Source organism: Bacillus sp. PS217 (genome assembly GCF_037963535.1).
Taxonomy (GTDB): Bacteria; Bacillota; Bacilli; order Bacillales; family Bacillaceae; genus Bacillus; species Bacillus subtilis.
This window is the reverse complement of sequence record NZ_CP150157.1, coordinates 580436-599678: the sequence shown is the minus strand read 5'-3', so window position 1 is coordinate 599678 and position 19243 is coordinate 580436. Positions and strand designations below refer to the sequence as shown.

At 37.8% G+C, this 19243-nt stretch carries 18 protein-coding genes; 8 read left to right on the top strand and 10 right to left on the bottom strand.

The window, feature by feature from the left end:
- Positions 1–83: 83 nt before the first annotated feature.
- Positions 84–1475 carry a PLP-dependent aminotransferase family protein gene (locus NSQ83_RS03180; protein ID WP_038428400.1) on the bottom strand — a complete coding sequence of 464 codons (1392 nt, stop codon included), beginning with the start codon at positions 1473–1475 and terminating at the stop codon, positions 84–86.
- A 154-nt stretch (positions 1476–1629) separates the two neighbouring features.
- Between NSQ83_RS03180 and NSQ83_RS03175 the strand changes: the two genes are divergently transcribed.
- Positions 1630–2493 carry a DMT family transporter gene (locus tag NSQ83_RS03175; protein ID WP_198878997.1) on the top strand — a complete coding sequence of 288 codons (864 nt, stop codon included), beginning with the start codon at positions 1630–1632 and terminating at the stop codon, positions 2491–2493.
- 168 nt (positions 2494–2661) lie between these two features.
- Here the strand turns inward: NSQ83_RS03175 and NSQ83_RS03170 are convergent, their stop codons facing one another.
- Entirely contained in the window at positions 2662–3207 is a 546-nt protein-coding gene (locus NSQ83_RS03170) for a TetR/AcrR family transcriptional regulator (protein WP_015252737.1), read from the bottom strand.
- A 334-nt stretch (positions 3208–3541) separates the two neighbouring features.
- Between NSQ83_RS03170 and NSQ83_RS03165 the strand changes: the two genes are divergently transcribed.
- Entirely contained in the window at positions 3542–3817 is a 276-nt protein-coding gene (locus NSQ83_RS03165) for an HPr family phosphocarrier protein (protein WP_033883528.1), read from the top strand.
- Positions 3818–4605: 788 nt separating this feature from the next.
- Positions 4606–5265, top strand: a complete 660-nt coding sequence (locus NSQ83_RS03160; RefSeq protein WP_198878996.1) for a hypothetical protein — start codon at positions 4606–4608, stop codon at positions 5263–5265.
- 353 nt (positions 5266–5618) lie between these two features.
- On the opposite strand, the gene NSQ83_RS03155 is transcribed toward NSQ83_RS03160, so the two are convergent.
- From NSQ83_RS03155 to NSQ83_RS03140, 4 genes are all read right to left on the bottom strand, one after another.
- A complete protein-coding gene (locus NSQ83_RS03155) occupies positions 5619–6212 on the bottom strand; it encodes a YdeI family protein (protein ID WP_198878995.1) in 594 nt (197 codons plus the stop codon).
- Positions 6213–6452: 240 nt separating this feature from the next.
- Complete coding sequence (locus NSQ83_RS03150; RefSeq protein ID WP_032722936.1) at positions 6453–6827, bottom strand: hypothetical protein; 375 nt, start codon at positions 6825–6827, stop codon at positions 6453–6455.
- A gap of 230 nt (positions 6828–7057) precedes the next feature.
- Positions 7058–8350: an MFS transporter gene (locus tag NSQ83_RS03145; RefSeq protein ID WP_198879014.1), complete on the bottom strand. Its 1293-nt coding sequence runs from the start codon at positions 8348–8350 to the stop codon at positions 7058–7060.
- A gap of 109 nt (positions 8351–8459) precedes the next feature.
- The gene (locus NSQ83_RS03140; protein ID WP_019712425.1) at positions 8460–9848 is read right to left on the bottom strand and encodes a PLP-dependent aminotransferase family protein; all 1389 of its coding nucleotides are present in this window, start codon (positions 9846–9848) and stop codon (positions 8460–8462) included.
- 225 nt (positions 9849–10073) lie between these two features.
- On the opposite strand from NSQ83_RS03140, the gene NSQ83_RS03135 reads away from it, so the two are divergent.
- Entirely contained in the window at positions 10074–10946 is an 873-nt protein-coding gene (locus NSQ83_RS03135; protein ID WP_153529983.1) for an AraC family transcriptional regulator, read from the top strand.
- A 150-nt stretch (positions 10947–11096) separates the two neighbouring features.
- Here NSQ83_RS03135 and NSQ83_RS03130 read toward each other — a convergent pair whose 3' ends face one another.
- Positions 11097–12056 (bottom strand): DMT family transporter, encoded by a 960-nt coding sequence (locus tag NSQ83_RS03130; protein WP_131227138.1) that lies wholly within the window; start codon positions 12054–12056, stop codon positions 11097–11099.
- Positions 12057–12168: 112 nt separating this feature from the next.
- On the opposite strand from NSQ83_RS03130, the gene NSQ83_RS03125 reads away from it, so the two are divergent.
- From NSQ83_RS03125 to NSQ83_RS03115, 3 genes are all read left to right on the top strand, one after another.
- Positions 12169–13050: an AraC family transcriptional regulator gene (locus NSQ83_RS03125; protein ID WP_032722933.1), complete on the top strand. Its 882-nt coding sequence runs from the start codon at positions 12169–12171 to the stop codon at positions 13048–13050.
- Positions 13051–13287: 237 nt separating this feature from the next.
- A complete protein-coding gene (locus NSQ83_RS03120; RefSeq protein ID WP_015715285.1) occupies positions 13288–14172 on the top strand; it encodes a DMT family transporter in 885 nt (294 codons plus the stop codon).
- Between the two features lie 574 nt (positions 14173–14746).
- The gene (locus NSQ83_RS03115; protein WP_024572643.1) at positions 14747–15208 is read left to right on the top strand and encodes a CarD family transcriptional regulator; all 462 of its coding nucleotides are present in this window, start codon (positions 14747–14749) and stop codon (positions 15206–15208) included.
- A 687-nt stretch (positions 15209–15895) separates the two neighbouring features.
- On the opposite strand, the gene cspC is transcribed toward NSQ83_RS03115, so the two are convergent.
- Entirely contained in the window at positions 15896–16096 is a 201-nt protein-coding gene (cspC, locus tag NSQ83_RS03110; RefSeq protein WP_003234247.1) for a cold shock protein CspC, read from the bottom strand.
- A gap of 707 nt (positions 16097–16803) precedes the next feature.
- On the opposite strand from cspC, the gene NSQ83_RS03105 reads away from it, so the two are divergent.
- On the top strand, positions 16804–17832 hold the full coding sequence (locus NSQ83_RS03105; protein WP_032722932.1) for a fatty acid desaturase: 1029 nt from the start codon (positions 16804–16806) through the stop codon (positions 17830–17832).
- 423 nt (positions 17833–18255) lie between these two features.
- Here the strand turns inward: NSQ83_RS03105 and NSQ83_RS03100 are convergent, their stop codons facing one another.
- Both NSQ83_RS03100 and NSQ83_RS03095 read right to left on the bottom strand, forming a co-directional pair.
- Complete coding sequence (locus NSQ83_RS03100; protein ID WP_029317379.1) at positions 18256–18609, bottom strand: hypothetical protein; 354 nt, start codon at positions 18607–18609, stop codon at positions 18256–18258.
- A complete protein-coding gene (locus NSQ83_RS03095; protein WP_003240464.1) occupies positions 18606–18839 on the bottom strand; it encodes a helix-turn-helix transcriptional regulator in 234 nt (77 codons plus the stop codon). The genes NSQ83_RS03100 and NSQ83_RS03095 overlap by 4 nt, the downstream gene beginning before the upstream one ends.
- Positions 18840–19243: the final 404 nt, after the last annotated feature.

Here is a 19243-nt window from a genome sequence, read left to right as displayed (position 1 = left end):
GCACTCATCATATACTTAAAAAATATTGAACAGCTCTCAACACTTAGTCGTCACTTGGCCGTTTTGCTAAACTGAAAGCTCCCTCATATCTTCCAGGCAGCCTTCAGTTTTTTTATACCTTCTCTTATGTCGGATTCAGAAACCCCTGCAAACCCGAGCGAGACCGTTTTTGCAGGAGGATGATTTTGATAAGAAAGAGAAACAGGATAAATTTTTACTCCATGTTTTTTCGCCTTCTCAATTAACTCTTTTTCACCAAATGGCAAATAAACGTCAAGTAAGATACGAAGCCCAGAGTTTTCTCCGCGGATTCTGACATGCTCTCCTAATTCCCTTTGCACTGCCTCTAATACAATGGCTCTTTTTTTGCGGTAAAGTTTTCTCATTCTGTTGATGTGTTTTTGCCACTCTCCATTTTTTATAAATTCAGCTAGGGTTAGCTGACTGTGGCAGGACACTGTTTGCTTATATAAGGACGTGATTTCATGCCCCTTTTTTAAAAGAGGTGAAGGAAGAATCATATAGCTGATACGCAGCGAGGGCAAAAGAGACTTAGAAAAAGTGCCCATATAAATGACACGGTTATGCTGATCAAGCCCTTGAAGAGAAGGAACCGGCTGTCCTGTGTACCTAAATTCCCCGTCATAATCATCCTCTATGATAAAGGATTGATTTTCGGCCGCCCATTTGAGCAGCTGAATTCTTCTGTTTATTGTCATTATGGTTCCCAGCGTAAATTGATGGGAAGGTGTGACATATACAAGGTTTGGCTGCTGTTCTTTGATCTTCTGTATACAGATTCCTTCCTCATCGACTGGTATCGGAACAATATTCATGCGGTTGGCTTCAAAAATTTTGCGTGCTCTTGGATAACCAGGATCCTCATACCCTATAGAAATATTCGGCTCAAAAACTTGGCACAAGATTTGCAGCAGAATAGGGTTCCCGGCACCTATAATCACTTGTTCAGGGCCGCAATGAACACCCCGAGATTGATACAGGTACTCTGCAATGAGTGTTCTCAGCTCAAACTCTCCTAAAACATGTCCCGGCCGATAAAGCTCGTGTCCATATTGGTCTAAGCTATTGACCATGCTTTTTCGCCATGCGGAAAAAGGGAAGTAAGAAGAATCTACATTCCCATAATGAAAATCAATCCATTGTTTATTTTCTTCTGCTTCTTGTTGAATGGGTGTTGTGCTTGGCATTCTATCATAAGCAAAATCAGAATCATGATAATCAGCAAACCACCCGCTTCTTGGCTTGCTCACAATATAGCCCTCAGCAGCGAGCTGTTCATAGGCACGTTCTACAGTCGTTTGGCTGATGGAAAGCTGATTCGCCAAGAGTCTTTTTGAAGGAAGCTTCATTCCTTTTTGAATACGGCCCCGATGCATATTTTCTTTAAAATACCGATAAAGCTGCTGATAAAGCGGAATATCCAGAGTTCTATTCAAAAAAGGCGTGATATCCATTTGCACGTTGTTCTCCTAACTGGTATGCATTTTTTTATGAAAACTGGCCGTTTAAAAAAGGCCAATTCCAGTTTATAGTCATTGTAATCCTTAGCTGCTGGTTTTGTTAAGAAAATACAGACAATGAACAAGAAAGATATGTGGAGTGATTATAATGAACAAAACAACAAATGGCTGGATAAATGGTTTTATAGGCGTACTCATTTTCAGCGGCTCGCTGCCTGCGACCCGTTTGGCTGTGTCAGACTTCGATCCGTTATTTCTCACAGTTTGCCGTGCTGCGATAGCTGGTGTACTGGCGGGAGGTCTCCTTCTCATCTTCCGGCAGCAGCATCCTGCCAAAAGAGATCTCATTTCATTATTAGTGGTAGCGTTTGGCGTAGTGATTGGTTTCCCGTTGCTGACAGCTTTAGCGCTTCAGCATGTCACATCCGCACACGCCATTGTCTTCATTGGACTTCTTCCACTCGCAACGGCGGTCTTCGGCGTACTGCGCGGGGGTGAACGCCCTCGGCCCGTCTTCTGGATTTTCTCAGCTGCCGGCAGCTTGTTAGTAGCAGGTTTCGCCCTCATTCAGGGGGGAGGTTCATCCCCGCTTGGCGACGCGTACATGCTGGCTTCTATTGTCGTATGCGGTCTTGGTTATGCAGAAGGGGCAAGGCTTTCACGTCGTCTGGGGAATTGGCAGGTGATCTCATGGGCACTCGTTCTGTCGCTTCCTCTTATGTTGCCATTGTCGTTCTTTTTTACGCCGGACTCATGGTCGGACATCGGCGTTCCCGCACTGCTCAGTCTTGCATATGTATCCTTATTCAGCATGCTGATTGGCTTCGTGTTCTGGTATCGAGGTCTTGCCCAAGGAGGAATTGCGGCGGTTGGGCAGCTCCAGCTTCTCCAGCCTTTTTTTGGGCTGCTGCTTGCCTCAGTGATTCTGCACGAGAAAGTGGGCTGGGCACTCGTAGCAGTGAATATCGCCGTTATCATGTGCGTTGCAGCAGCTCGGCGATTTGCAAAGTAAGGCAGACCTTTAAGCATAAACTTCAAAAATGCATGAAGGTATAAAAATACCAAGGGCCAGCAACCCTTGGTATTTTGTATGCGATCGAGGAGACTTGAATCTCCCGCTTAGACAAATAAGTCACCTTCTTGTTCCTAACGATTCGCAACACCCATTTACCTGACGCCATTATAAAATCCGCTCTAACAAATCCCCCACTTTTTCTGCCATGACACGAGGCGGGTAAGGCATTTCGTTTTTCAACCACCATTCCACTACCCCTACGTAAGCATTTGCTATAAATTCAACAATGACATCTTCACTTTGGCCGTAATTCTTGCCTTTCGTTACATCTACATCTTTCCTGAACTCTTCGATATTAAACTTAAGGAACTGACTGCGAAAATATCGAGCGCCTTCACTGGCTAACATCGTCGAAAAGAATAAATAATTACTCTCAAGGTATTCCATGCAGTGTACAGTCGATTCAATCCAGTCCATTTCAGCTGCCGACTCACAAAAATCCCCCATATTGTTTATATGCTCTTCCATAATTTTTTCTAATAGATCAAATTTATCTAAGTAATGAAGATAGATTGTTCCCCGGTTTACATTTGCCCTTTCAGAAATTTCCTTAATCGTAATATGATCAAAACTTTTTTCAGTCATCAGCTCAATCAGAGCTATTTTAATAGCCTCTTGGCTTTTGGTTATTCTTCTATCCACTTTGGACATAGCTTTTCACCAAACTTTCTTAAGATAATCAACAATTTAGAGTGGAATGTTGAATAATCAACAAATCGCCTGAATGTAACCATTGTACACACCAAGTTTTTATTTACAATAATAAACAAATGTTGATTAGTGAATCATGCTTTTTTCTCGAATGAAGTCATTGTTCATTTTAGTTAGTTGAGAATTATTTTGTAAACACAAAGAAAGAGTGTTATTTCAAAATGCAGAGAAAATGATGAAATTAGACCGCTTATCCTAAAGGTACTCTAAATTCAAATTTGATCTGCAGCCCAACTATAAATCCGTCAAGAGGCAGACTTTAATGAGGTGAAGAATGATTAAAAGACAATTTACGATCATTAAGGAAACAGGGTTTGCGCGACCGGCTACCCTGTTAGTCAGACTAGCTCATCGGTTTACATCAGATATTTTTCTTGAATACCAAGGGAAAACTGTTAACCTCAAACAAGCGCCAAAAGCCATCATGGACATTATGGCTTTAGGAATTAAACCTGGAACCAAAATATATATACACGCAAATGGATCTGACGAAGCGAAGGCTATACAAAAAATGAAAGAGCATTTACTAAAAAACGATTATATACAGTAATCAAAATCTATCGTAGTAGCGAGATTGTTATCGTTGGTTGATTTATTTATTTTGCGACAAAACAGCTTTTCAGATCATGCGTTCATTTTTCTTCTGGTGATCATTCAACCTAAAATACAAAAATTAAAAAGGATCTACAAACGAAAATGGAGGGTTTATATATGTGCAGCAGAACATAATACCAAGGGCAGTTATACCCTTGGTATTATTGGATACCGAAAGAACTTAAATCTCTACAGGTGCTTATAAGCTATAAATGGTTAGTCTCGTGGCATTTCTATGTGCTCCGTTTATGCTTAAGGGTGTTCCACATTTTAATGGATACAATAGAAACCAAAACAAATGATGCGACAACCAATACAGTTCCCATTAATGACTCACTAAAATTGATCACAATGAAACTCGAAAATATCAATAAAGGGATATTCGTAACGATAACCGTTAAAATGTAAGTGGTATACTTGATTCCTACAGCTGCCGATAAAAAACAAACGACATCTGTTGGAGCTATTGGACAAATCATCCCCAGCGCCAAAAACTTATAATTGTAAGTCTCCAATAATTTTTTCAACTCTGGATATTTACGTTCTAAATCCTTCATCATGTTCCCGCTTGAAACAGAAAAAGGGGCAAAACTTCTTAAGAATTCTTAAGTTTTCGCGATGCTATTCAAGATCGTTTCCTCTTCTTAAACAGTTTTCAACATCATCCTATCTATTCCATGGTAATATTTAGATACATAAACTTATATATGAAGCTGACCTGAGTTAATGGAGAGGAATGAAAAAATGAAGAAACACAGAAAGATATATTATTGCAATACTGCCCTGCTGCTCATGACTTTGCTTGCTGGATGTACGGGCAGTAAGGATGAAGAAGCACAACAACCTTCAAATCAAGCGTCTGCTGTGCAAACTGATGAAAAACACGCTGAGCCTGAAGACAGCACCAAAATACGCAAGGATGAAGCGGAGCCAATAACTGAATCAGAAGAATCCGCAACAAAAGCTGCAAATGAGACCTCTTCAGCAGAAGAGAAAAGCAAAGAAGACAATGTATTGGCAGCATACTCTTCGGAAAAAATTGAATATGCCAGAGTTTGGCTTCAACTTGGATCTAATCAAGAGATAGATGAATTAAATGTTCGACATATTTCGGCTGGCGAGCCAATTAATCCTAATGATGATACAAGTGCCAGCTATCCAGAAGATGTGACCCAGTTAGCAGGTTCTCGTTTAGTAGATGGATCAGTCACTTATCATGGCAATGGGGATGGCACGATTCATGTATATAATGTGCCTTTACGCTGGGATTCCGCTGATGATGTAGAAAAAGGCGTTATGCGGGAAGTGACTGAGAATATCATAAAAAACAGAAAAACAGTGTATGTTGATACAGGTGACAATGAAAAAATCAAGCGGATCATCGATATCATGATGATTCATTAATCAGTATTCGTTTGTCTGCACCTGACTAAAAACAATGGTTAATAAGGAAATAAGATATATTAATATAAAAACAAAGTTTGAAGTGCAGTAACTTGCTGAAAAATCTTCCGGTTCTATTAGTTCTCCTAGGCATTCTAAATGTGATGAGCCGTACCATTGAGCTATTTCTAGGTGTTGCATTAATATTTTATAAGGCTGTCTAGTGGCATACAATGTTAATCAAAAGAAGCATTTCAGCAGTAAGTGAATGTTGTCCTAAGAAAAAACAAGCATCTTACTATGCTTGTTTTTCTTCTATAGAAAGGATCTTATTACGCTATGATGCTATTCCTTTAGCCTGAACCTTGGCGTGCCTAATCCTTTAATCCCTTTCCATCGAGAATTTTTTGCACATATTTTTCGACTCTCGATTCTCGGGTTTTGGATTGTTTGGCTTGAGAAAAATAAAGAGTGTACGCTCTTTGCCGTCCCGGGGTCAAAGCTTCAAAAGCAGTTTTCAATGCAGGGATTTCATCGAATTTTTTTTGAAGTTCTTCAGGAATGTTCAATTCAATATTTTTGTTAACTTCCACTTTCAAACCGGCTTTTTCAACTTCAATGGCTTCGTGAATATAGGCTTTCAAAATGTTTTCTAGCTCATTTATTTCCTGAACATTTGTAAACCGAATCTGGCGCGCCGCCTGTACATTCTCCGTTTGTTGAATGAGAATTCCATCGGTATCCTGTAATAGGGCACCTTTGTGAAACAGAAGCGCACAATATTCTTTAAACCCATGTATTAAAACGACATTTTTATTATTGTATGTGTAACAAGGATGCATCCACTTAAAATCTTCAGTCAGCTCACAGTCAAGAATGATGGTTCTCAACTTCTCAAATTCTTCCTTCCACTTTTTCGCTTTACTTAAAAATTCATCAACCTTCGGATTCGTTCTGCTATTTGTCATGAAGGAATTCCCCTCTTTCCAAGCTTTTTACATTTACGTGAATTGATAATAATGAAGTCCAGTTTTATTTTTGACATCTCGTTATTTATTTTATTCTTCTATAGGTTCCTTCTCTTATTATTCAATAGATTAAGCTTAAAGTGGGGATGATGCAACAACAAAAAAAAAAGAAGGCCCACAAAGCCTTCTCATCTTGTTTTATTATTTCACTGACAATCTGAAAAAATAACAATTCAATTATTATATATCTTTTTTATTCTTGCCAATGCATAAGGTTACGGCAACACTAGCTATACTGACTAAAGTTCCTGCAATAGAAACTAGAATTGTCAAAAAGCCATTGGGAATAAGAAATCCAATTGGAATGAGCCCCAGAAAAGTGAAAACGATAAAACATTGGTATACACCAGATATTATTCTTACAACCAAATTGCCAAAAAAGGACATGACTAATGGAGGGATAAATAAAAATACAACGATCCCAATTGAGATCATCAAGATAAGAGGTTCATCAAATGAGATGACATAATCTCCAGGCGACTCTTTAGCAGCCGCTAAAACAACAACGATAGACATCATTAGTGTAACAAAAACAAGAGAAAACCTTTTTAACAACGTGATGACTCCTTTACCTAAAGCGAGTAATCCTGCCTTTTTCAAATCCGATAACCATTTTATGTGATTCAATTAAAGAATATGCAGTGAGTGACACAGCTATAAGGAATCCTAGTCAAATCTTTATAATAGATTTAATTGAGCAACTATAGTTAGTTAGAATATTAGACGACGAAATAGACTTTATCTAACAATATAACAAATTAATGTAAATTAAACAATCCTATCCTTTAGCGGCCCCTAAACCATACCACCACTGGAATGAGTAATAAGGACAACATCCCTCCAGTAAATGATAATGCGAGGTAACTTGACCCTGCCACAATCATTCCAGATAATGCTCCGCCAGCAGCTCCTGACAACGCAATCAGAACATCCACTGTCCCCTGCGTTTTAGCTCGTGTGGCACTATCAGTTGAATCTACAATAAGGGCAGTCCCGCTTATCAAACCAAAATTCCACCCTAATCCCAGTAAAGAAAGAGCAATGACGAGAAGAACCATAGAATCTCCCGGAGCAAATGCTGCTATTACACCTGCCAAAAGCAACGTTGTTCCAGAGGAAATAGCCATTGCGGTACGTCCCAACCTATCTACAAGAACACCTGTAACCAGTGAAGGGAGATACATAGCACCTATATGAAAACCAATAACAAGACCGACTGCACCCAAGTCATGGCCATGATGTCTCATATGAACCGGTGTCATTGTCATAATAGCTACCATTACTATTTGGGTAAGAACCATAACCGTTGCCCCAACAATGATGCCTTTTTTGTTTTCTGTATGCTCAGCTGCCGCCAAATATCCTTTATCATCAGGCTCTTCATTTGCCGCTTCTATTGTTCTTGCTATAACTAATGGATCTGGACGAAGCATAATGAAAAGGACCACACCTGCTAAAATATATGCTGCTGCGGCTAAAATGAAAGGGCCAGCAAGTGATGGAACACCAATAGAAAGAGCGAAATCCCCCATCACATTCACTAAGCTTGGACCTGCCACTGCACCAAATGTAGTAAAAACCATGGTTATACTAACAGCAGTCGCTCGCTGCTTATGATTTGCTAAGTCTGTACCAGCATAACGCGCCTGTAAATTTGTGGCTGTTCCTGCACCGTAAATAAGCAACGAAATAAATAACAAGAAAATACTATTTATGATTGCTGCCATAATAACGCCTATTGCTCCAAGTCCGCCAATCATAAAGCCAGCTGAAAGACCTGTTCGACGGCCATAACGTTGAGAAAGTCTTCCAACAATTAATGCAGATCCTGCTGACCCTAAAGTAAATAAAGCAGAAGGCAAACCAGCAAACGCATCAGTGCCAAGCATTTGCTGTGCAATAAGCGCACCGACAGTCACTCCTGCCGCCAGCCCCGCACCGCCAAAAATTTGTGAGATACTCACAACGAATAGTGTACGCTTGTATAACGATTTTTGTTTTTCTGGTGAACTGATGTAGCTTTGTAATGAAGCAGTTTGAACATCTATTGCTTTTACGCTGTCCTTGTCTAACATCATCTGACCTTCCTTTCTAAAAGCCAATTTTGTATAAACCTCCCTCTAGATGTGGATCATCATAACACGCACAAAAAAGCCATACAATGTCATAATTGTATGGCAAACAATATTAGGTAAGATCGTCTAGCAAACGTCTCAGGATCATTAATCCTTGTTCAAGCTCTTCAAGTGTTTTTGGTGCACAGACAGAAACCCTTACAGCCCTTTCAGGACAACTATTTCCCACTACAAAGCGTTCAGCCGCATACACTTGCACGCCATGTCGAGCAGCCAATTCTTCAAATTCGGCACCAGACATTTTACCCGGTAACAACAACCAACGAAAAATGCCTGTTTCAACACCTAAACATGTATATCCCGCAACATATCGGTTTACGAGTTGATTTCTGCGAATGGTTTGTTCACGATGACTCTCAATTAAGACTTCAAATTGATTTGATACAATCGTGCGAGCAGTAAGTTCAGCTAATAGCGGGGAAACGGTTATATTTAAATTATAAAGCGCCTTCGATATTGGCTCCTTATATTGTCTCGGCACTGCTACATAAGCCAAACGCAGGCCTGGCGCTAACGATTTTGATAAACTTGCAATATGAATAACCTGTTGCGGTGCGAATGAGGCGAGTGCCGGAAGCGGATTTTTGTTGAGAAGATGGTACGATGCATCCTCAATAACAAATAGATTATATTTCTTTGCAATGTCTGCAACCATTCTTCGATTCTCAACAGACATAAAGGAAGTCGTCGGATTATGATAATCCGGGATTAAATACAAACCTTTAATATTTTCATTTTTACACGCATATTCAAGTGACTCCGGACTCATTTCATCGTTCTCTGATTTTATCGGTACGATTTGCACACTAAGCAATGATGCAACAGTTTTTAAACCAGGGTACGTATGATGGTCAACTCCGATGCGGTCTCCAGGCTTACAAAGACTCGCCAATGTCGCTGCAATCGCATTTTGCCCTCCATTTGCAAATAAAATGTGATCAACGGATGTTTCAAATCCGCCTCTTTGGATGAGCTTTACAGCTGCATCTTTTTGCCAAAGGCTTTCGCCTGCCCGGCCGTAGCTAAACCATTTTTCATAATCCTCCTCCTGAATCATGTTTTTCAGTTGGTGTAACAAGGGCTCATATGAAGCGTGATCTGGAAGTATTGCTCCCATTTCAATTAAATGTGTCGGCTTTGTATCCTCAAGTAAATACGCATTCGACAACGCATCATACGATACAAATGTGCCGCTCCCTACAGTCGCACTCAGCAGCCCCTTTAACTCACACACTTTAAATGCTTTGGAAATCGTACTCACATTTAAATCTAAATAATCGGCCAATTCTCGCTGTGGAGGAAGTTTTGTTCCAGGTAATAAAACTCCGTTTAAAATATCCTGTTCCAATTGCCCTGCAAGTGCTTTATAAATAGGCTTTTCAGCTTTATCAATCGATGGCTTCCAGCTCATCGGATAATTTTCAAAAGAATTGATAGGCATGATACGCATCCTTTTTCACTCAATTATATGAATGTGCTGCTTATAAGACAATTATAACTTTCTTTATTGATGCCTTTTTATGAACAGCATGCTTCAATAAAACCTGTACAAATACAAGTGAATCACTTACTTTATTTCATATAAGTCATCCTGCAAAACTGTGCACAGAATGTCGGATAAATACATTTCACTCCTATTATTCTTTGGTTAAAGGAGGCCAAATAAATGGATTTGCTTAAAAGTATGAATAGGGCGTTAAAGTATATTGAAGAAAACCTCACTAATGATATTGATTTTCAAGAGGCAGCAAAGCTTGCTTTCTGCTCTGAATATCATTTTAAAAGGATGTTTTCCTTCCTTGCAGGTATTTCATTATCGGAATATATTCGTCGCAGACGTCTTACTCTTGCAGCTTTTGAACTGAAAGACAGCAATGTAAAAGTGATTGATATTGCAATAAAGTACGGTTATAACTCACCTGATTCTTTTGCACGGGCATTCCAAAATTTACATGGCATATACCCATCAAAAGCCAGACTTAATGGCCATTCCCTTAAAGCTTATCCACGAATGACCTTCCAGCTAACAATTAAAGGAGGAAATGAAATGAACTACCGTATTGAAGAAAAAGAGGCATTTCGCATCGTTGGCATTAAAAAAAGAGTTCCTATTATTTTCAAAGGGATTAATCCGGAGATTGCATCTATGTGGGAAAGTTTAGATGAAAAAGCAATAAATAAACTAAAAGAGCTTTCTAATGTAGCACCATCAGGCCTCATTAGTGCATCCACCAATTTTTCTGAAGGTCGGACAGAGGAAAAAGGAGAGCTCGATCACTATATTGGCGCAGCCACAACGAAACAGTGTCCAGATAATTTCTCACGGCTTGAAGTTCCTGCCTCAACGTGGGCTGTATTCGAATCAATCGGACCATTTCCGGATACACTGCAAGAAGTATGGGGACGTATTTATTCCGAATGGTTTCCATCGTCAAATTACGAACAAATAGAAGGTCCAGAAATATTGTGGAATGAGCATAAGGATGTAACATCACCATCTTTTAAAAGTGAAATTTGGATACCTATTACAAAAAAGTAATACGTTTTTTGATCAGAGAAGAAAATTGAAGGTTCTTGAAGAAAAAATACCAAGGGCGTCAAAACCCTTGGTATTTTTGATATTGCCGAGAGGGCTCAAACTCCACCAGTGTTTTTCATTGCCGGACCGGTCATATAAGCAAAAAAGCCCCTATATATCCCGATTTGCATGATTCCTAATCTTTAATATCGACTTTTCACTCTGCATAGAAGGCTCTTTATGTAAAGCCAATATTAAAGTTATCCCTATAATACAAATAGCACCAATCCATTGAAAAGAACCAAATGGCGCTTTTAACCAAACGACAGTTGTTACAACAGCGGATAGAGGTTCTAAGCTGCCTAATAGGCTTGTTTCTTTGGGAGAAAGGCTTTCCAAGCTTTTTATGAAGAACCAGAACGCAATCATTGTTCCAAATAATATCACAAATAAAATATATGCATACGCCTCAGCAGTTAATCGTTGAAAATCCAGTTGCCATGGTGGATGGATAAAACCCAATGCAAAACCGCCAATAATCATAGCCCAACCTACAACGACAAGAGAATCAAATTTATGTAATAAACCAACGGCATATAAAGTATAAAAAGCTGCCGCGAATCCTGATAAAACTCCCCATACTACTGCAGCTGCCGGCACTGAAAGTTGAGATATTGAACCATTTGTTAACAAAAAAAAGCAACCCACTAAAGCAAGTACAACAGTAATGATATCTTGTTTGGTAAGAACCGTTTGTTTTCGTAAAAGCGTGTAGATAATGACGATTACTGGGGATAAATATTGCAATAATGTAGCAACGGCAGCATTCCCATGTTGAATGGATGCCATATATGTGTACTGCACAGCTAGCATTCCCAATAGGCCAAAAATAAGAAGCTGGCCAGCCGACGCTTTGTTTTTCCAAACCTCAATAACCTGAGACCGATCCTTTCTGAACAGTTGCAGCATTAAAAGTAACATTCCAGCCGTAAGCAAGCGTGTCGTTACAAGCCAATTGACATCAATTTGATATTCTTGAAAAAGTTTTTTGGCTACTGTGCCTCCAATCCCCCAACATGTCGCCCCTGTGATAACATAGAACAATCCCATTCTTCTATTGGAAGTATTCATACATGACTCCTCACTAATAAATATAATAATAGTGTTATAATAAATGCAAAACATGATAAAAAATACTCAAATTGAATGAAAAAATATAAATATATTGAGGTGTGAAGTCAGAATGAAGAATTTTGTGATCGATCAAAATTTAAAAGAATTAACAGAGCACCGAACGGTAGAATTGCCAGTTGCCTGCTACAAGACAACGATCAATCAAAATATAAATGGCTATATTCCGCTTCATTGGCATGATGAAATCCAATTTGTTTTGATACTAAAAGGGATAGCTCTCTTTCAAATAAATGAAGAAAAAATAGAGGTTCACGAAGGGGATGGATTATTTATCAATAGCGGCTGCCTGCACATGGCCGAAGAAAAGGAAGGCTCGGATTGTACGTATATTTGCTTGAATGTGTCACCCCATTTCGTTTTATCTCAGGAACTGTATTCAAGCTATGTTCAGCCCTATATGTTTTCAACCAATTTGCCCTATTTATTTTTGGCTGGAAATCAACAGTGGGCAAAAAATATTCTAGATGCTGTTAAAAAAATAAATCAATTGATTCAACAAAAGACATCGCTCTATGAGATTGACATTACGATGCAATTAACGTTAATGTGGAAAAACCTGGTCGTTAATGGTTTTCAATTAGAGTACGATCAATCTGAAATGATAAAAAGTCATCGAATGAAACAAATGTTAAACTGGATCCATCTCCATTATGCTGAAAAAATCACATTAGAGGACATTGCAAAAGCTGGCCAACTGAGCCGTTCTGAATGCTGCCGTTATTTTAAACGAATGCTGAATAAGACGCCATTACGTTATGTAATGGATTATAGAATTCAAAAAAGCTTATTATTACTGCAACACCCTGAATCCAATGTGACAGAAGTGTCTTATCAAGTTGGATTTAACAGTACCAGTTATTTCATAAGTAAATTTCAACAAGCGATGAATATGACGCCATTATCATACAAAAAAATTCATATGAGACATTAATTCATAAGGTTTATTCTATTAATAAATGGAGTCCCCTTAAGGTGTTTACGGCTTTATAACCAACATTGTATAATGATAGTCATTCTTAAAAATCGAGGTGATCATAACATGTTTTTAGCTCCACTATTTGAAAATGATGTTCCAGTAGCACTTCTCCGCCCTTAATGGAGTAAAGTGACTACTTCTCTCCGTTAGGGCATTTATTGACCTAATTTTAAATACGGAGGGAACATAAAAATGAAAAATACCCTGTTAGGTTCTATATATTTAGCTTTAGCCGCTAGTATCTGGGGTGGCATGTATGTTGTGGTTAAGGTTGTTGTCGCAGTGATTCCGCCTTTTGAATTGGTTTGGATCAGGTATGTCATCGCCATCCTTGCGCTTCTTATTGTTGGTTTAATAAGGAAACAATCTTGGAAAATTCATAAGCGCGATCTTTTATTAATTGTGGCCATTGGAATTGTTGGCAACACCATTTCAATTGTTACACAAGAATATGGAACGATGTTGTCTTCAGCACAAATGGGAGCAATTATTACGTCCTCCACACCAGCGTTCATGGTTATTTTTGCTCGTCTATTACTTAAAGAACCATTGAATATAAAAAAAGGAACTTCAATAATTTTAGCGACCACAGGCGTATTATTTATTGTTGGAAACGGACATATTGATACCTCTAATCAGCTTGGCGGTATTTCTCTGCTTGTTGCAGCACTTACATGGGCACTGATGTCAGTGCTTATCAAACGCGTGCCAAACAGCTATTCGCCTATACTTGTTACAACGTATTCAACTTTTGTGGCCATTGTGGCACTAACTCCTTTTGTAAAACCTAGCACGATTTTTACGCCACTACTGCTTGAACCTAAAATTCTAGGTGGCCTTTTGTATTTGGGAATTGTTTCAACCGCTTGTGCATTTTTATTGTGGAACCGTGGCTTACAATTATTAAATGCTTCAAGCGGAGGCCTCTTTTTCTTTTTTCAGCCTCTGGTTGGAACCTTACTCGGATGGATTCTGCTGGGAGAACAAATAGGCGGGACATTTTGGATAGGTTCGTTTTTAATTCTTAGCGGTGTTTTATTAGTCATTAAAGAGAAAGAAAAAGAAGTGAATTCATAACAAAAAGAAAAGCAAACTATTTTATATAGTTTGCTTTTCAATTAACCTTGTTCTTTCCCCTTTACTTCTTTATGTTCTGGTCTTCATTTATAATCTCTCCTTTCTTTATTTTTCTTCTCACCTCAATACCCATTTGAAGGTTGTCAATTTCCATATTAATAATGCCAATCTCGGTGGCAAAATGTTCAATATCCACAAACCTTTTTCTGTTCGCAAGATAAGTGAAAATGCATCATTAAGTAAGTGGGCGTTATCCATATCAAATCGGTAAAGAAATTAGAACTTAATCATGTGCTTTTAATATTTTCAGCTGACATTTCACAAATATCGTTCCTTCTTATTTCTACTCAAATCATTTCTGTGATGTCATTGAGCCAATGAAAAACTGATCACACGGATCAATTGACCTTTTCCTGATTGGAAATCCGACACGTTCCCTATTGTTTTTGCTTGATCTGTTTTTTCAAAAAAGTTATTGACATCAAAAATTCGATCATGTTATTATTAAAATTTTGATATTACACCTCCATATATGGTAATCTTAAGAAGGTTACCATATATGGAGGTGGATGATATGTTTCAAATTGGCGATAACATTGTTTATCCAATGCACGGAGCAGGTATAATTGAAGCCATAGAAGAAAAAGAATTCTTAGAGGAAAAACAACAGTATTATGTCATAAGAATGTCAATCAGTAATATGACAGTTATGATTCCAACGCGTAAAATATTGAGTTCGAATATACGACCAGTTACCGATATACTTGCATTAAAACACATTATGCACATTTTTCAGCATGGAGAATCAGATAGGTTACTGCCATGGAAGCAAAGGTATAAAATAAACACGGACAAAATAAAAACAGGTGAAATACAAGAAGGCGCTGAAGTTGTACGTGATTTAATGCGTATGAAGAAAGAAAAAGCACTTAATGCAAGCGAAAAAAAAATGCTGGATAATGCATATGAATTTTTGATTAGTGAACTGGAAGTAATTAAAGGAATCACTGAAAAACAAATAAAAAGTTTTGGTTAGATACATCCCAAAAAATATTTCGGAATATTATGATGAAAAGCAAATCTTCTCCAACTTATGTTTAGAACATTAACGACCTCTTTTGTTATTCCTACATTCTAATCCATTTTTATTATTTACATTTCTTCTGCGAAGATTGAAGTTTTACCAAAAAACTCAATAAAATAGTCACTTGTTATTAGTATCCTGATTCACACTGGCACGGACAAGGAGCCGTAAGGATGGAAGAGAGGTAGGGCTTTCATTGTTTTAGGTATCTCTAAGTGATTATTTCCAGGAGAAAAAAACAATCGATCTCCTCATTATTTTTAAGAATTTCTTATATCCACTGCCACATTGAATAATAATTGTTTATCTTCTTCTCATAAAAGAGATATGCGAGTTGATAACATTTAGATGAAACCATTTTTATAATTCATCTAATCTTACTTAAATGAACGAACAGGTTAGTGAAAAAAAGAGTCAGTTATCTATATTTGAACAAAAAATTAAATATTTTATATACATTCCGCATATTGTCAATCCAGTATGTTATACTGTAAACAAACCTTTGAAGTTTTAAATCTTTTTCTATTACCTTGTAGCATCTCCCTACTCGAACGTTGAGTAGGGTTTTTTATTGAGTATGATATAGACATAAAAAAACAGGCCCTATATAAAGAGCCTGTTTGTATAAACGATTGAAGATTAAGCTTTTTGAACGTTAGCAGCTTGAGCTCCACGAGCACCTTGCTCAACGTCAAACGATACTTTTTGACCTTCGTCTAAAGATTTGAATCCGTCACTTTGGATTGCAGAAAAGTGTACGAATACATCGTCTCCATTTTCGCGTTCGATAAAGCCAAAACCTTTTTCTGCATTAAACCATTTAACTGTACCTTGTTCCATTTTTGTTGCCTCCTAGTGTGTAACCACACAGTATATACTATCCTTGCCCAAAGTATCATCAAGACGAAAAGTCAATCTTCATACTATCCTTTACACCGAACAAAAATAATTCTTCTTTATTATATCAGGAATCGGAAATAACTGCAAATTATATTTACGATTTATTCATGGCATTATTTGTTAAACATGTGTATACCAGCGCAGAATAAGAGGCCTATTAAAAACTATGGTTTGAAAACACCGTGAAAAATGAATCACGAGTTGTCTTCAAACCTTTTTCTTTGCTTAATAGTACTTAGCTCAGCTGTTTCTTGTTCAAGAGCAAGATAATCTTTTAAAAACAAGGCTGTTCACTTGTAAAACTTTGTTTCTGCAGATGTTTCCAAACAGTCACTCATGGATATACCCATTACTTCATTCCTTTTTTCCTCAAACAATCAATGTTCACGGTCAAATAAATCGATCCCCATGGGGGAGCATTGAGAGAGTTTGACCCGATAATGTGCTGGGTATAATCTTCATACGCCTTTTGTATCCCGGCTGACTCTGCTAATAATAAACTGGAAATCAGTTTATTATTTCCAATAATTTTACAGATGAATAGGAAGAATACTTATCATATATGAGGTGTATAACGTTGGGCCTTCTAAGGCTATAAAACGTTTTCTACACTTAGAAGATCACCAGGGAAGGGGAAACTTTTTAATATGAAAGAACAAAACCTAAGGACTTTGAGAAAACTGGTTACACCTTATGAAAAGTCCGATTTACACAAAAGCATTTGTCAAATCATTAACACATTGGTGCCATTTTTCCTATTATGGTGTTTGGCATATAAGAGCTTGTCGATTTCTTATTTCCTTACATTAGCGATTTCTGTTGTTGCGGCAGGTTTTTTAGTGAGAACCTTCATCATCTTTCATGATTGCTGCCACTATTCCTTTTTTAAGAACAGAAAGGCGAATCGAATCCTTGGTACATTAACAGGAATTCTAACTCTGCATCCTTTTGATCATTGGGCACACGACCATTCTGTCCATCATGCGACAAGCAGCAACCTGGATAAACGCGGTACAGGCGATATTTGGGTACTGACAGTTGAGGAATATAAGAAAGCCTCAACTAAGACAAAAATAATGTACCGATTGTACAGAAATCCGTTTGTTATGTTTATTATTGGGCCGATTTACGTTTTTGGGATTGCCAATCGTTTTAATCGAAAAGGGGCAAAACGCAAAGAACGGATGAATACGTATGTAACGAACCTGGGGATCGTCACTTTGGCAGCACTTTTATGTTGGGCTGTTGGCTGGCAAAACTTCCTGCTAGTTCAGGTGTCGATTTTTATGATATCGGGCTCTCTCGGAATTTGGATGTTTTATATTCAGCATACGTTTGAGGATTCTTATTTTGAAGAAGATGAGCATTGGGAATATGTAAAAGCAGCAGTTGAAGGAAGCTCTTTTTATAAACTTCCAAAAGTCATGCAGTGGCTAACAGGCAATATCGGTTTTCATCATGTTCATCATTTAAGCCCGAGAGTCCCAAACTATAAGCTTGAAAAAGTGCATAACAACACTGAACCATTGCAAAACGTTCCGACCATTACACTGGTAACAAGCCTTAAGTCGTTAAAGTTCCGCCTATGGGATGAAGAAGGCAAAAAATTTGTTAGTTTTAGCCACTTAAAAAAAGCTTCTAAAAGCCAAGTATCGGCGCGGCTAACAACGGATTAAAATAAACTCCCCATAATCGCAGAATAAAAGTGCAGACTCGCGCAACGATGTTGTGCAGAGGTCAGCACTTTTTTAGTGGACTCCACAATGCGGTACAGCCGTATTTTCCGCAAAAAAATAACACCAAAGATGGTTAAACCCTTGGTATTATTGGGGTGCGGCCGAGAGAACTTGAACCTTTACGGGTTATTCATCCCACTGAGCCCTCAACATGGTAAATTCATATCACTGATTATGAAAGCTTATTTTCATTACATTTTACATCATCTCTAACGGTTTGTATGAATTGTGGTTAATAATTGGCGGCAAAAAACCCCCATACTTTCCCACATCTCCAAATCTCATTATAAAATGATTTCATATTCGTTCCCTCTCCTAAAACAATTAAAACTACAGAGACACTATCTTTCTCGGTAATTGAATTCACAAAAAATCTTTTTTATATCGAACTGCTAGATAGATTGCTGAAGCGAAGAATGCAATAGAATACTTAAATAAGAAGAAAACTTGCCACATATATTCTTTTGGGAAAAGCAAGTCGCAAAAAATTAGTGCACATAACGTACAGAGACTACCTTTTAAAGCGATTTGGTTTGTTCTTTCGTCAGTCTTACCCATTTTTTTAGTAAATACGAATGTCAGAATCAATCCGACTACAAGCAATACAAACCCACTGCCAATAAGAATATTCCAATTTCCCGGAGAATGTTCAGCCCAGGACTTTAAAGGAGAAAAAATTGCGTTGGTGATTGTATCTGTGATCGAATTCATTTTCATTTTTGATCATTTCCTTTCTCATAAGTAAAAATCTCGTTTACATCCACATTAAAAAATTCGGCAATTCGAAAAGCTAACAGCAGAGTCGGAACATAATTTCCTTTCTCCATTACAAAGATGGTTTGTTTGGAAACCCCGACTTTCTTTGCTAATTCTTGCTGAGACAATCTGGCAAGTACACGATATTCATAAACCTTATTTGAGATCGAATCACCAAAATCTTTCTTCATGACCATCACCTCTTGAACCAAATTATAAACTCACCTTATATAAAAGTAAAGTAAACTTATACAAAAATATAAAATACTTTTATGTTTATTAAGATTACTTTGATTTAATCATGGATCAGAATGCAGAAAGAACCTGACGAAATTCATGATTCCGTCAGGTTCGATCTAGTGTAATTTATATTTTTAAAAGAACACGGTTTTGATGGCGCATACAGAACAATGATTCTTGGTTATGACTCTGAGGCGCTGAAGTTGTAGAGCAAACAAAAGAATACAGAATCACTGATTATGTAAGAATATTTTCATTACACTTTCTAACTTCTCTTTACGTTAATAATTGGTGAGCAAAAAAACACCCTTACTTCATATTTCTCCAACTCTCATTATGTTCAAATGATCTAAGA